Origin of the sequence: Paenibacillus sp. EKM211P (genome assembly GCF_011066175.1) — a bacterium.
In the GTDB taxonomy this organism is placed as follows: Bacteria; Bacillota; Bacilli; order Paenibacillales; family Paenibacillaceae; genus Paenibacillus; species Paenibacillus polymyxa.
The window spans coordinates 46,361-59,911 of sequence record NZ_JAAMNS010000014.1 but is presented as its reverse complement, the minus strand read 5'-3'; the positions used below and the strand labels follow the sequence as shown (position 1 = coordinate 59,911).

Here is a 13,551-nt window from a genome sequence, read left to right as displayed (position 1 = left end):
AGCGAAATAGTCATATAAAAATATTGGAAAAAGAGATTGCATCGGAAGGAAGTCCTAGGATACAATTTCCTTAAATCGTTTTCGCTTCCTATACGTTCACATTTACGCAATTTCTACATAAGCATTCTCTAGTTTTTTGATTATTTTCGCTGAATATGTATTTTTTTTGTAAATCAGGAGGTTTAGAGTATGAGAAAAGTATGGCAGGTGGTCATCATAGATATCCATCCTACAAGTATGCTGGGAACAAAGCTTATTTTGGAAGACCAGCAGGATTTGCTTGTGAGAGGGATGTCTTCCTCCGGCACAGAAGGCCTGGAGCTGGTTTGCTCCATTCGCCCGGAAATTATTTTAATGGACTATAGATTGCCTGAGGGAACGGCGGAACCGTTTTTGACACAAATGCGGGTCTTGTCTCCGGACAGCCATATTGTTATTATGACGGATGAGGACAATATTACGTTGTTCCAGCAGTTAATCTCGCTTGGCGCAAATGGAATGCTATCCAAGCAGGCATCACCGAGCCAGTTAATTCACCTGATCAACGGTTTGCGCGAAGGATTTGCTTCATTACCAATGGATTGGATTCGTTGTGGAAACTGGCCATTTATGCCGTTAATGGCTTCTGAGCCTTTTGACGAATTGACGCAAACCGAAGTTTTTATTATGGAACGTATTGTACAAGGAATTACATATGACAAAATTGCTATCGAGATCGAAGTTAGCCGGCGCTCCATTGATAATTATTTACGTAAAATTTATGCGAAATTAGGTGTGTCCAGCCGGGCGCAGGCGATTGAACGTTATGCCTTATATGCGCGTCAGATGAAGCAGTTATATGCTTGACGTGTCAGCCCGGAGATCATGACTATTTTTCAGGAGAAGGAGGATGTTCATGCAATATTCCTTTGCTTCACGAACGGCTGCGATGTTGGCTTCTCCAGTGCGTCATATCCGGGAAAATGCGAGAAGACATTCCTTTATATCTTTGGCTGAAGAATTGCCTGCACAAGAGCTGTTTCCGGTGAAACTGTTGGAAGAAGCAGCTCATGATGTGTTTGGCTCCGGCCCTGACGCCCTCCAGTATGGTGAACCGGAGGGCTATTTTCCGTTGCGGGCATGGCTTGCGGGAGAGTGGGAGCAGCGTAAAGGAGTAAGAGTACCGCCAGGTCAAATCCTTCTCACCACAGGCAGCCAGCAGGCCATTGACTTGATCGTAAGGCTGATGGTGGATGAACGTGATCCGGTATTGGTCGAGAACCCGACATCCCCTGGATGTTTACAGGTACTATCTATGCAAGGGGCGCAGGTCGTTCCTGTAGAATCGGATGGGGAGGGCGTTATTCCCGATAAGCTTGAAGCTTTAATGATCCGTTATCGCCCCAAGCTTTTTTTTGCTACGCCAACGTTTACGAATCCGACAGGCGCCTTATGGAGCGCGGCTAGACGGCAGGAAATTTTGGACCTCTGTAGGCGTCATGAGGTGTTGGTCGTTGAGGACGATTCTTACGGTGAATTGCATTTTAAGCAAAAACACGAAACCCATGATAAGAGTCCACATGCCCAGAGCCGAAAGTTTGCAGAGGCTTACCCCTCACTATTCGCACTGGATCATGCGGGACAGGGCGGTCAAGTGCTATATATCGGTTCATTTAATAAAACAGTTGCCCCTGCACTGCGAACTGGCTGGGCGGCTGGTCCTGCGCCGCTGATCGAAGGGATGTACGCCTTGAAGCAGCTGGCTGACGTGCAATCCAGTACGATGAACCAACGGCTGCTGTTCCAATTGCTGACCAATTCGCGTTTTCAATGGCATGAGCACTTGGCAATGTTGAACAAGGAATATTCAACTCGGCTCCAATTACTCTTAGAGCTGCTGAAGCGTCCGTTTTGGAAAGACGTGACGTATCATATTCCATCTGGTGGGATGTATGTGTGGGTGAAATTGCCCGCTGGGCTGGACAGCGCCTTGCTGCTCAAAGCGGCGCTACCCAAGGGCGTAGCCTTTATGCCAGGTGCGTTGTGTGCGGTTGGCGATGAAGGTGCGGCCCATATTCGCCTTAACTTTAGCCACCCAGGCCGGGAACAACTGCTTATGGGCATGAATTTAATCGGTGAGACGATCGGTGAATTTACAGCGCGAAGCTAGTAATAACCACTATCCGAGGTCAGTCATCCTCTGCCATCATTCCAGCCGCCGCTTCAATGCCCTGTTGCTGCAGTACTTCTGCATACTCGCTCAGAGCGGCTTCACCGAACGGAGTCAGCCGATAACGCCCGCGGGCTACACGTTCAAACCAACCGTAGTAGTTGCGCTGGAGTACGGCAGCAGCGTCGCTGACGGCTGCTGTACGGGCGAGCTGCGCCGGGGCGGCTTCCCCCAAACCCTGTAAAGCAGCGGCTACGCGCAGCGCTTTTTCCCGGTAGGCGGTGACCAGCTTGCGCCGGGTGCTCCCGCCGACATTGTGGTCACCGCTGCGTGCGTGAAATTCCCGCAGCAGCTTTTCCTTGCGCGAGCCGCGGCGAACGGTAGTCGTTTTGTAAACATCATCACTAGATGCCACGGGCTTACACAGCACCTCAACGAGCGGAGGCTTTGTTTTAAAATGCGTGACAGTGAGCAAGCCAAGCCCCAACTGGCGGCACAGTCCGACCAGCTCATTCCAGCGTTGATTCACCGCCCCTTTTTTGGCACGATTCCGTTCTACAGCCACATATACATTGCTGCTTAGCTTCAAGCGCTGCATGCCTTGCAGTACCAGCGCCAGGTTAAACGTCTTTTTTATCTCCACAATTAGAGGCGCTTGCTGCCCTGGCTTGATCCCCATCAAATCGCAGTTGCGCACTTCTCCTTTGACTTCATATCCCAAATTTTCAAAAAAGGCTTTGACCGGAGCGTACAGCTCCGTCTCATGCCGAACCGCCATGGATTCTCCCGCTCCTTTATCCCATTATTCCGAGCTTATATTGTACCATAATGCGTCAGGTCCGCGTCGTTGTTGTCTATTTTAGCATAGTGAATCCCTTTGTTTTTGGAAAAAGCCTAGAGACCTGTCACAAAAAAATAGGTCAATTCTGAAATCAATCTGCATAGGTATGTATTACACTTTTTTTAAGAGGATCGCATTATATCCTGAAAGGCGTGACGAGTGTAGCCATAATCATCAAGAGTGGAGGATAGTCATTACGCAGTCATGGGAGGAACCGAGCATGAATATTTTTGACCGCCTTGCGGAGTACCGAGCGGAGAACAACCGCTTGGCCTGGAACGGCACTTTTAGAGAGTATATCGAGATACTCAAGAAAGACCCGACACCGGCGATGACCGCTCATGCACGGGTTTACAAAATGATTGAATCTTTTGGTGTAGAAGAGGTTGGGGGACATAAGCGATATAAGTTTTTTGAACAGGAGATTTTTGGGCTGGATCGTGCACTGGAGAAGTTGGTGGAGGAGTACTTCCATTCCTCAGCCAGGCGGCTCGATGTCCGCAAGCGTATCCTTCTTTTGATGGGACCTGTTAGCGGAGGGAAATCAACACTGGTCACTTTGCTAAAGCGTGGTCTGGAGAAGTTTTCGAGAACAGATCAGGGAGCCGTGTATGCCATAGAAGGCTGCCCTATGCACGAAGATCCCCTTCATCTTATTCCTCATGAGTTGCGTCCCGAATTCGAAAAGGAATTGGGTGTGCGCATTGAAGGTAATCTGTGCCCATCCTGCCAAATGAGATTACGTACGGAATTTGATGGTGATATTGAAAAGGTTCGCGTGGAGCGGGTATTTATATCGGAAGAAAACCGGATCGGCATAGGTACGTTCAGTCCTTCTGATCCGAAGTCACAGGATATTGCCGATTTGACAGGCAGCATCGACTTTTCCACCATTACAGAGTATGGTTCGGAATCGGATCCACGCGCCTATCGATTTGACGGAGAGCTGAATAAAGCGAATCGCGGACTGATGGAATTTCAGGAAATGCTGAAGTGCGATGAGAAATTTTTGTGGAATTTACTGTCTCTGACCCAGGAAGGAAATTTCAAGGCCGGACGGTTTGCGCTCATCAGTGCAGATGAATTGATCGTAGCTCACACCAATGAATCGGAGTATAAAAGCTTTATTGCGAATAAAAAGAACGAGGCGTTGCAATCGCGAATGATTGTAATGCCAATTCCCTATAATCTGAAAGTTTCCGAGGAAGAAAAGATTTATGCCAAGCTCATTGAGCAAAGTGACATGCGTCATATACACATCGCTCCTCATGCGCTGCGAACGGCTGCCATTTTCTCTGTACTCACCCGGTTGAAAGAAACCAAGAAGCAGGGGATGGATCTGGTTAAAAAGATGCGCATGTATGATGGTGAGGAGGTCGAAGGCTATAAGGAGGCCGATCTGAAGGAGATGCAACATGAGTTTCTGGAAGAAGGCATGTCCGGTGTAGACCCAAGGTACGTCATTAATCGTATTTCCAGTGCGCTGATTAAGCAAAATGTGGAGTCCATCAATGCTCTGGATATTTTACGAGCCATTAAGGATGGTTTAGACCAGCACGCTTCTATCACAAAGGAAGAGCGGGAGCGGTATCTGAATTTCATTTCCGTGGCTCGTAAGGAATATGATGAATTGGCGAAAAAAGAAGTACAAAAGGCCTTTGTGTACTCTTTCGAAGAATCAGCCAAGACGCTGTTTGATAACTATTTGGATAACATCGAGGCTTTTTGCAATTGGGCGAAAATCCGCGATCCGCTCACAGATGAGGAGCTCGACCCGGATGAGCGGCTTATGCGCTCCATCGAGGAGCAAATCGGGGTGTCGGAAAATGCGAAAAAGGCATTCCGTGAGGAAATATTAATCCGTATTTCCGCCTATTCCCGCAAGGGGCGAAAGTTTGAGTATCATCATCATGATCGGCTGCGAGAAGCCATTGAAAAGAAGCTATTCGCCGATTTGAAGGATATTGTGAAGATCACAACTTCGACCAAAACGCCTGATGCTAATCAGCTCAAACGGATGAATGAGGTGATTAAGCGGCTGATTGAGGAGCATGGCTACACTGGAGCCAGCGCCAACGATCTACTGAGGTATGTAGGCAGCCTCCTGAATCGGTAAGGGGAAATAAACAATTGTGTAATGAGGCTATGGATTGAAATGGATGGTGAAGAGAATCCGGCAGGCACAGAGCGTTTGGGGTGCTGACGGGTTCTTTTTTTTGTATTATTAGGGGGTTGAATATATATATTTTTCTGAAATTAATATGTAAACAATCACAATCAATTTTCTGCTTTTTTAACATTTTCTAAAAAGTTGCCGATAAATATGGTAATGTAAAATCTATGTAAACTATTATTTGGAGGAACTTATGATTCATGTCGCTGAGAGTAGATTAAAACAGATACAATACATTGGTATTACTGATGGCGATTTGGCTTTATTGCATCATTATCAGGGGCTATTCCAATCTATTGTAAATGAGGTAGTGGATCGTTTTTATGAGCATGTAGAAAAGGTTCCCCATCTCATGTCGATTATCTCTAAATGGTCGAATATTGAGCGACTAAAGCAAACACAACGTGAATACTGGCTTTCTCTCGCAGATGGGAAAATAGATGATCAGTTTATCGAGCACCGCCTTTTTGTGGGGCAGGTACATTCCCGGATTGGATTATCTTCCGATTATTATTTGGGTACGTACATTGCTTATCTGGATATTGCAGTAGACATTTTAAAGCGTTCGGGGATAGAGGATTGGTATTCTATTGTGCACGCTCTTTCCAAAATGTTCAATCTGGATTCCCAACTTGTGCTGGAAGCTTATCAGGAAAAGGAAAAGGAACAAGTTAACGAGCTCGCCGATGAACAAACGCAGATGCTGACTGTGGTGTCCCGAATTGCACAAAATTTGACGGGGATGATTGCCGAACTTAGGGAAAATACGGATAATATCGCGGAGAGTGCCTGCACCACTGCTTCTTCGCAGGAACATACGGAGGAACTGGTACTGCAATTAAGTGATGAAATTAAGCATATTGAACAGATGAGCAGTACCATTCGAGAATTATCCGATCAGACTCATCTGCTGGGACTGAATGCGGCAATTGAGGCAGCCCATGCACAAGAAGCAGGGCGTGGATTTCAAGTGGTGGCGCAGGAAGTGCGAAAGCTGGCATCTAATTCAAAGCAAGCACAGGAGCAAATTCAGCGCAAGGTGCTGGATATTGCCCGTATGCTTGACAGTGTGCAATCCGAAACCGCTGCCACAACAGCCAGTGCCCGGCAACAGGCCTCCAGCTCGGAAGAATTGGCTTCATTCACAAAGCTGATTGAAAACATGGTGAAGGAATTGGAAATGTTGCAGCATTCCTCGGAATTGCTGGAGGTGTGAGATGTAGCTTGAGCAGTATATCCTGGGGAACTGGAAGTTTTCGGGGCGTTAGCTGGCTGGATACTGGCAAAGCGACGATCTTCCTGTTGGCAGTCCAGTCAACACAACAGAGGCAACAGAGGAAGTGCATATTCCTATGAAAGAATGCCCGAATTTTTGAAACAAGGAATTAGAGGAAGCTTTTTTTCCATTCCATATGAGCCGCAAGTACTCTTTTCCATAACTCGTCCCGTTCCTGGTGGCTGTAGTTAACGAGCGGCTCACCAAATACATCAGCCAATACTTCCAGCCACTGCGACTTCTTATCCAGCTCTATTTTTTCCAAACCGTTTAGCCCGCGTTTTTTCCACATACATCCTCTGAGTTCATTCGCTTCTAATGCTTGCCTTTGCCGAATTAGAAACAGGTTAAACCATGGAGATTCCACGGAGCGGCTATAGAAATGATGTTTCGGCTTAAATTCTTCCAAATCCTGAACAACCGTAGGGGCAAAATCAACGCCAACAAATGAAGCGAGCGGGTCATGTTCTAAACGCCAACCTTTAGTAACAACTTCAGATTCCATAACTTTATAACGAAGAGGGGCTTGTTCATAAGTCCCCATAAGAAGTGGTAGAGGCTCATATGGCATATCGCCCAGTCCGACATCTACAATCCATACTTCATCTTCTTGCTGCTCATTTAACAAGTTCACTGTTAGTCCAAGATGAAATGAATTAATGCGTGGCTCAGCTCCTAAAGGTTGTACCCCAGCATGATGCAAAGAAACTTTGTACCCTAGCGAATGTAGTAGCGCACTAAAGGCACCATTCAGATGAAAACAATAACCACTTCTCCCATGTAGAATGAGCTGAACGGATTCTTGAAAACCAATGGCAGCCGGCTTTCTTGCAAAAATGTCCAACGTTTGCCATGAAAGATTTTTTACATGTGCCTTATGCAACTCCACTAAATAGGATGGGGTAGGAGGCTGAACTTCGGAAATTCCAATTCTGTTCAAATAAGCTTTTATTTCTTCTTTTGTCATGGTGTACATGTGCAGTCACCTCTATTGTTAGTTTGCCAAATTCTCTTCACGAAACAAATGAGCATTGAGTCTTAGCATCATTGTAAAAGGGGTACGTGCTGTGTACAATGCTATAAATTTATGGCTGTACCGGTACAATCAGCAAATCAATTCGTTTAGTAACATGTCGATTTCCCGTAGATGGCTGTCAGAACACAAAAAAACAGACCTGATTATCGGGTCTGTATTTTTTCTTATTTTCAAGCTAACTAATTATAGCAGTGATCTAAGTTCACGTCGGTATTTGTTCAAATGCACGAACGATGGAATGACTCGCTTGGCAGAACGGAAGCCACCTATTCTAAGGTTGCGGACCACATGATAGGGAGAGATCAATAGCGTATGAAGCAGATGCAGATCCTGAGTACTCAACGGTCGATATCGTTGATAAAAGTCTATCGCGCGCAGCATCTTTGTCGCGTTCCAAAGACAATTCCGATGAAGAAGATGGGAGAGATCTTTCATCCTTACGTGTAGGGAACAATTTTCAAAGTCAATCAAATGGATTTTGAGCTGCCTGTCTTTGACCAGATTGGGATAGTTATAGTCACCGTGTATTAATGCAGCTGCTTTTTGCTCCTGCTGGATTGCAGCTCGAACTTTGGGCTGCTGTAGACGATATAACACTTCTTCACAAAGAGCTAGGAGATGTGCTATGCCTTTGTAAGGACTGAGACGTTTTTTATATTCAGCTATTTCATCGCTCAAGCCTTCATAACGGATTCTGGAAGGCGGCGCTTCCGTGACAGGAAAGCCTACGGCACTGGTGTGGAATTTGGCTAAAGTAGAAATTCCCTTTTTGAAGTCTATTCTTTTTGTAAATTCCGGTCTGGGTCCATGAACCCAATTAGTTAGTGTATACGAAACACCTTCATAGGTCATGTAGGCTGTTTGCTGTACGGTTGGATAGACCTTTTGGCTACGTGTAAACCCGCGTTCATCCAGGTAGGACAAGACACGTGTAATAAAACGAATCTCTTCTTCCGGAAATTTGTAGGGTTTTAAGCAATAAGTTGTATTAGCGGTTTCAATCTTGTGAATGTCCTTCATTTGACGGCTACGCTGAATTTTGATTCCGTACATTTGCTCAACGTTCGATAAAATCGACATTTTGCTCCTCACTTTCTTTTATACACGGGCCCATTCCTGCAAAATATGGATGATTTGTAATCGAAGAGGCCACGACTGATCCCAGTTGTCTAGGATTTCGCGGTCTCTTGAACGATTCGGATGTCGAGAAGCATGCCAAGCTTCTCGTGGCAGTTTATATAAAGCTGTAACAATCTTCCGCTCAGTTCGGCTGAGTGGTTTGCGTTTTTGATATCCCCTTAACAAGGATTGCACAAATTCAGGATTGAATTGAGTTGTATTCATAAGAGCCTTTGCCAAATCAGCATAGACGGAGCCAATCTTAGCCCGATCCCAATCAATGATTTTGAGATGACCGTCGTCTGAAATAATGACATTCGGGGTGGTGATATCACTGTGTATCAAGGAGGGATGCCGGCGTTCCGTTCGAAGTAGTCTTATAATGGATGCGTCCTGCAAATCCTTCCATGCACGTCTGGATAAACGTATACAGTCCTTGCCATGAGTGTTGTACCAGTTGCGATACTCTTTATCCTTGCGGCTGATTTTTGTCATTTTTTTTTGGAAAAGACGGTCTTGCTTTTTCCATATCCGCAATTGTTGAATGGTTGAAGGGGAATTTCCTTTCTCCATCCGATGTAAGCCGGTGGATGTAGCGTGAAGTGTGGCAAGGGCTAACCCTAGTTTTTCGAAATCTTCAGCGGTTTCCAGTCCCCGTCCTTTGATCCATTGACTTACATAAAATGGCGTTCCTTGATGTAGTGTCCATAGCTTGCCGGAATGAGTAGGGAGCCATGTGGGCATGTAGTTATACTTTCTCTTTTTCAAAAGCCTTATATAGCTCGCAGCTCGTTCCATCTGTTGAATCGTATTGGAACGAGCCATCTTTGAACGACTAAAGGGCTTTAATGCATAAGTTCCCTTTTTCGTTTTTACTTGGATTACTGCATTTTTTCGGTACAGTGATGAGACTAAGCTTGATTTTAAGGGGATCAGGCCGAAACGACGGGTGATTTCGCGAATCTGTGCTTTTGTATAGGATTTCGCCATAAGAACCTCACTTGACTTTTAATTGAAGAAAAAGGTAATCCTCTGTTAGTTATCAGTCTATTCATGAGGAAATAATAGGTGCAGTTTTATGGAGCTATTCTCTTACTTTTCCTGTTCACATTCGTCAAAAAAACGGAGCAGCGAAAGTTCGCTGCTCCGTTTTAATTTGCTCTGTATTACGCAAGCCTGATTATGAATGATTGATCAGTTATCGTTGTCATCTTCTTCGTCTGTATCCACGATCGCTCCAGACGATGCATGGATTTCAAGCTCGACAGTTCCTTCGTTGGTGAGTACCTTGACCTCATAGATGAACTGTCCGTCTTCCTTAACTAATTTAGAAGACAGAAGGGTACTCCCAGGCACATGCTTAAGTGCAATTTGTCCAGCCTGCTTTTCAGTTAGAGTGACGTGGTTGGGCTTGTAAAAGAAAGACTCGTCATTCGAGTCATGATCAAGCTCAGAATGGGAACGGATAGTTTTCCCGGTATAAGCATCAACATCTATATCCCAATCTTTATCTCCTTGCTGAAGATCCACTTCATAGTATACCTTTCCGTTCTTGCGCTCCAGTTCGACATCCTCAACTTGCGCATCATTTCCCACAGCCTTCTTGGCAATATTGGCAGCAGCAGTCGCTCCAATTAATCCCGTAGGTTTAGCAGCCCATACGGCATTTGCCGAGACACCTGTAACCGTAACTCCAAGCAGAACCGTGGCTGCTATTATTCCTAATGTATAGTTTTTTTTCATTACCTAATTCCTCCTTGAACTGTATGCTTGAATACAGCTTAACCCTTAAATATGAGAGGAACATAATAGAATCATGAGAAAACAATGAGAAGCTATAAGCAAGATCATCAGGGCGTCATGATTCGTCGTGATCCTGTTTTTCTTTTTCCCAAGTGATAGAGTCGATTGAGCCTGATACTGCATTGATCTGCACCACTGCCTCACGCCCATCTTGTATCTCAACCTCAACAAGATAATAGAGGCCTTTGTCATTGCGGTGCAGTTCAATATCATCGGATGTTCCATTCACTGCTTTTGCAGCAAGTTTGGCTGCTTCATTCTCTGTAATGACAAGAGAAACCGGGTCAGGTTTATGGACTGGATTTGATTTGTCACTGGGTTGTGGGGAACCGGGGGGGTGATCTTGGGGTTCCTGCTTTGCATCTGTATACATCTGTGTCCGCTTAATGGATTGAATGACACCATCATAGGCATTGACTTTTATTACATACTTCCCTTTGGTGCGTTCTAGCTTGATCACATAAAAATTATCCAAACGTTGGGATTCGAGCACCTCACCGGGATACTGATGCAATACAGATTGGACCACGGTTTTTTCTTCCAAGGGCGAAGCTGATAACGATCGTGCCCAGGGCCACTGTAAAAGGCAAATGGTGATTAATATAGCCGCTACCATACCTCCAATCATCCAGGTATAGATCGTTTTCATTGGTTTTGCCTCCTTTGGCTTATTATTCTGGAACAGTAGGGAGGATGATCGTTGCAGTTGTTCCACTTCCCTCTATGCTTTCTAGCCCAATTTGTGCTTGAATAGCTTGAGCAATTCCTGTAGCTAATGATAAGCCTAGCCCGGCCCCACCTTCCTCGCGGCTTCTGGCTTCGTCCACACGATAAAAGCGGTCGAAAACTTTAGATAACTTTTCTTCAGGGATTCCAATTCCTTGATCTGTGATTCTTATGCAAGGTTGAGCCGTACCGTCCACAATATCAATCATCAGGTGTATCGGCCCGTCACTATATTTGCGTGCATTATCCAAAAATATAAATAGAAGTTGTTTTAGTTTATTCTCGTCCGTATAGGCGATGCAGTCTGTTTGTACATCCAGTTGAATTTGTCGGGCGAAAGCATTTTCAAATGTAGCTTTCAGTTCTGTCCCTACTTTGGTCAAGCGTACAGGTTCTAACGTGACATTCCATTGTTCTTCGTTTCTGGCTAATAGAAGAAGCTGCTCTGCCATATCCTTCATTCGGATCGCCTCCGAATGGATCGCTTCAACGGATTCGGCAAAAATGCTGGGGTTCTGCAACCCCCTCCGTTTAAGCAAGCTGGCATAACTTTCAATAATGGTAAGAGGGGTTTTCAATTCATGGGACGCATTCGAAACGAATTGTTCTTGGCGAACGAAATTCCGCTCCAGTAATTCAATCATGTCATTAAACGTTTCTCCCATTTCGACTAGCTCGTCGCGTGATGACGAATTGAGCGGAAGACGTTTGAATTTCCCGCTACGTTGAATCTCTTTCATCGTGTTAATCATGGATGTGATTGGATGTGTAATCAGTCTGCCCAGCAGTCTTCCCGATAGGACGACAGGAATAAAAGCAATTCCTGTGACTGCAATAAGTACGATCCTGAGTACTCGAAGCGTCTGCATCGTCGGTTGCAGGCTCTCGGTCACCTGAAGATTGACAACCTCTCCATTCGACCAAATTATGGGGACCGATACGTAAATATAACGGTTGCTTTCATAGGTAATGATGCGAACCTGCCGTGTTTCATTAAAAACGCCCTTCACCAAGCTGAGAGACTGCTCTGATGAAGAGGTGATAGGGGCAAGAAAGTCGCCTTCCGGTCTCATTAGCCGAAGCATACCATCCAGCGGCACATAGGCTCGTAGAAGATCCTCAGTGGCTACGGATACTGGAGCGCGTTGAATGCCATGAATCATGTTTTCTGCTGCGGCTTCTACCTGGTTTTTTCGACTGTCTATCGAAAGTTGGCTGAATAGAAAATAGACTGAGAAATTAATGGCCACAAGTAAAACCCCGAATAGTAACGAGGTGTACGTATGGATTTTGTTCTGTAGCTTCATAACGATTCCTTCAGAACATAGCCAATTCCGCGTACAGTATGAATCAGCTCAGGGAGTTGGCGCGAAGGGTCAATTTTATTCCGCACGTAGCGAATATACACATCGACCACATTGGTATCACCAATATAATCAATGCCCCATACATTCTCCAGTAATTGTTCACGACTAAGTACCTGCCGCTGATGTCGAAGTAAATGAACGAGCAAGTCAAACTCTCGCGGCGTAAGCTCAATGTTGTGCTCTCCACGAAGAACTTCACGAGTACCTTCATGGAGACGTAAGTCCCCGGCACTAAGCCATTGATCTGCCACTTGTGAAGCCATGTCTTTCGCTGCACCTACCCTGAGCGCGGCCCTTACACGTGCAAGCAGCTCTTCGATCACAAAAGGTTTGGTAACATAGTCATTGGCTCCCAAATCGAGTCCCTCTACCTTATCCGCAATGGAACTTTTAGCCGTTAGTAAAATGACAGGAACGTTCGCATCATGTTTACGAATCCTTCGAAGGAGTTCGATGCCATTAAGACCGGGAATCATAATATCCAGTAAAACCAGATCCCAACTACCTTTGCAATAGGTCTCCAGTCCGTCAATTCCGTTTTTTTCTTTACTTACTTGATAGCCTTCAAATTCAAGTTCGATCTCTAGAAGTCGGGCAATCTTCTCTTCGTCTTCTACGATCAAAATGGATTGGTTCATAATCATGCCCTCCTGTAGGCGAATAGCCGATACGGAAGTATTTTAGCATATACGGACAGGTAAGACACTTCAAAGCACGGGACTGGGAGAGAAAGAGCTTAGCATAATGCGTTATAATTATGGACAATCCCCTCGATCAGATGTAGCCCCTATCATAGAAAGGGCATTAGCGACCGGGGAGTCAGTGGGTCACATGGCAGTGTTTTACTCAAAACATTATTTTATTATTTGGAAAACAGGGGCAGTCTGATAGATACAGCAAATTATTTTTTTATACATCATAATTCGGTAAAATATAGACTGGAACGGATACGCGACATGACGGATTTTGATCTTAATGATTCCCGCGAGCAGTTTATATGCCATACATGTCTAATACATTATTATTTGCGGGAGTATAAGTAGTCGAACGTTTTTTGAGGC

Annotated in this window: 12 protein-coding genes and 1 pseudogene; 5 read left to right on the top strand and 8 right to left on the bottom strand. The window is 45.2% G+C overall.

What is annotated here, in order from left to right:
- Positions 1 to 189 precede the first annotated feature (189 nt).
- Entirely contained in the window at positions 190 to 846 is a 657-nt protein-coding gene (locus G9G57_RS18560) for a response regulator transcription factor (protein WP_016820498.1), read from the top strand.
- A gap of 49 nt (positions 847 to 895) precedes the next feature.
- Positions 896 to 2,149, top strand: a complete 1,254-nt coding sequence (locus G9G57_RS18555) for an aminotransferase-like domain-containing protein (RefSeq protein ID WP_016820497.1) — start codon at positions 896 to 898, stop codon at positions 2,147 to 2,149.
- Between the two features lie 19 nt (positions 2,150 to 2,168).
- On the opposite strand, the gene G9G57_RS18550 is transcribed toward G9G57_RS18555, so the two are convergent.
- Positions 2,169 to 2,927, bottom strand: coding sequence for a DUF2161 domain-containing phosphodiesterase (locus G9G57_RS18550; RefSeq protein ID WP_017426661.1), 759 nt, complete (start codon positions 2,925 to 2,927; stop codon positions 2,169 to 2,171).
- A gap of 283 nt (positions 2,928 to 3,210) precedes the next feature.
- Here G9G57_RS18550 and G9G57_RS18545 point away from each other — a divergent pair, with 283 nt between their 5' ends.
- Both G9G57_RS18545 and G9G57_RS18540 read left to right on the top strand, forming a co-directional pair.
- Positions 3,211 to 5,106 (top strand): PrkA family serine protein kinase, encoded by a 1,896-nt coding sequence (locus G9G57_RS18545; protein ID WP_013370145.1) that lies wholly within the window; start codon positions 3,211 to 3,213, stop codon positions 5,104 to 5,106.
- A gap of 250 nt (positions 5,107 to 5,356) precedes the next feature.
- Positions 5,357 to 6,379, top strand: a complete 1,023-nt coding sequence (locus tag G9G57_RS18540) for a globin-coupled sensor protein (protein ID WP_044788211.1) — start codon at positions 5,357 to 5,359, stop codon at positions 6,377 to 6,379.
- A gap of 169 nt (positions 6,380 to 6,548) precedes the next feature.
- Here G9G57_RS18540 and G9G57_RS18535 read toward each other — a convergent pair whose 3' ends face one another.
- From G9G57_RS18535 to G9G57_RS18505, 7 genes are all read right to left on the bottom strand, one after another.
- On the bottom strand, positions 6,549 to 7,415 hold the full coding sequence (locus G9G57_RS18535; RefSeq protein ID WP_019686776.1) for an arylamine N-acetyltransferase family protein: 867 nt from the start codon (positions 7,413 to 7,415) through the stop codon (positions 6,549 to 6,551).
- Positions 7,416 to 7,658: 243 nt separating this feature from the next.
- Entirely contained in the window at positions 7,659 to 8,555 is an 897-nt protein-coding gene (locus tag G9G57_RS18530; protein WP_164965380.1) for a phosphotransferase, read from the bottom strand.
- 18 nt (positions 8,556 to 8,573) lie between these two features.
- Entirely contained in the window at positions 8,574 to 9,584 is a 1,011-nt protein-coding gene (locus tag G9G57_RS18525; protein WP_019686778.1) for an aminoglycoside phosphotransferase family protein, read from the bottom strand.
- 204 nt (positions 9,585 to 9,788) lie between these two features.
- Entirely contained in the window at positions 9,789 to 10,337 is a 549-nt protein-coding gene (locus G9G57_RS18520) for a PepSY domain-containing protein (RefSeq protein ID WP_164965379.1), read from the bottom strand.
- A gap of 115 nt (positions 10,338 to 10,452) precedes the next feature.
- Positions 10,453 to 11,046 (bottom strand): PepSY domain-containing protein, encoded by a 594-nt coding sequence (locus tag G9G57_RS18515; RefSeq protein WP_164965378.1) that lies wholly within the window; start codon positions 11,044 to 11,046, stop codon positions 10,453 to 10,455.
- Between the two features lie 22 nt (positions 11,047 to 11,068).
- The gene (locus tag G9G57_RS18510) at positions 11,069 to 12,430 is read right to left on the bottom strand and encodes a sensor histidine kinase (RefSeq protein ID WP_164965377.1); all 1,362 of its coding nucleotides are present in this window, start codon (positions 12,428 to 12,430) and stop codon (positions 11,069 to 11,071) included.
- Positions 12,427 to 13,128 carry a response regulator transcription factor gene (locus tag G9G57_RS18505; protein ID WP_016820488.1) on the bottom strand — a complete coding sequence of 234 codons (702 nt, stop codon included), beginning with the start codon at positions 13,126 to 13,128 and terminating at the stop codon, positions 12,427 to 12,429. Before G9G57_RS18505 ends, G9G57_RS18510 begins: the two co-directional genes overlap by 4 nt.
- Positions 13,129 to 13,317: 189 nt before the next feature.
- Between G9G57_RS18505 and G9G57_RS18500 the strand changes: the two are divergent.
- A pseudogene (locus G9G57_RS18500) lies at positions 13,318 to 13,533 on the top strand (PucR family transcriptional regulator); the annotation flags it as partial.
- Between the last annotated feature and the right edge of the window lie 18 nt (positions 13,534 to 13,551).

Bases quoted from the DNA above. Each gene is read 5' to 3' on its own strand.
- G9G57_RS18560 (WP_016820498.1), top strand. From the start codon at position 190: ATGAGAAAAGTATGGCAGGTGGTCATCATAGATATCCATCCTACAAGT.
- G9G57_RS18555 (WP_016820497.1), top strand. From the start codon at position 896: ATGCAATATTCCTTTGCTTCACGAACGGCTGCGATGTTGGCTTCTCCA.
- G9G57_RS18550 (WP_017426661.1), bottom strand. From the start codon at position 2,927: ATGGCGGTTCGGCATGAGACGGAGCTGTACGCTCCGGTCAAAGCCTTT.
- G9G57_RS18545 (WP_013370145.1), top strand. From the start codon at position 3,211: ATGAATATTTTTGACCGCCTTGCGGAGTACCGAGCGGAGAACAACCGC.
- G9G57_RS18540 (WP_044788211.1), top strand. From the start codon at position 5,357: ATGATTCATGTCGCTGAGAGTAGATTAAAACAGATACAATACATTGGT.
- G9G57_RS18535 (WP_019686776.1), bottom strand. From the start codon at position 7,415: ATGTACACCATGACAAAAGAAGAAATAAAAGCTTATTTGAACAGAATT.
- G9G57_RS18530 (WP_164965380.1), bottom strand. From the start codon at position 8,555: ATGTCGATTTTATCGAACGTTGAGCAAATGTACGGAATCAAAATTCAG.
- G9G57_RS18525 (WP_019686778.1), bottom strand. From the start codon at position 9,584: ATGGCGAAATCCTATACAAAAGCACAGATTCGCGAAATCACCCGTCGT.
- G9G57_RS18520 (WP_164965379.1), bottom strand. From the start codon at position 10,337: ATGAAAAAAAACTATACATTAGGAATAATAGCAGCCACGGTTCTGCTT.
- G9G57_RS18515 (WP_164965378.1), bottom strand. From the start codon at position 11,046: ATGAAAACGATCTATACCTGGATGATTGGAGGTATGGTAGCGGCTATA.
- G9G57_RS18510 (WP_164965377.1), bottom strand. From the start codon at position 12,430: ATGAAGCTACAGAACAAAATCCATACGTACACCTCGTTACTATTCGGG.
- G9G57_RS18505 (WP_016820488.1), bottom strand. From the start codon at position 13,128: ATGAACCAATCCATTTTGATCGTAGAAGACGAAGAGAAGATTGCCCGA.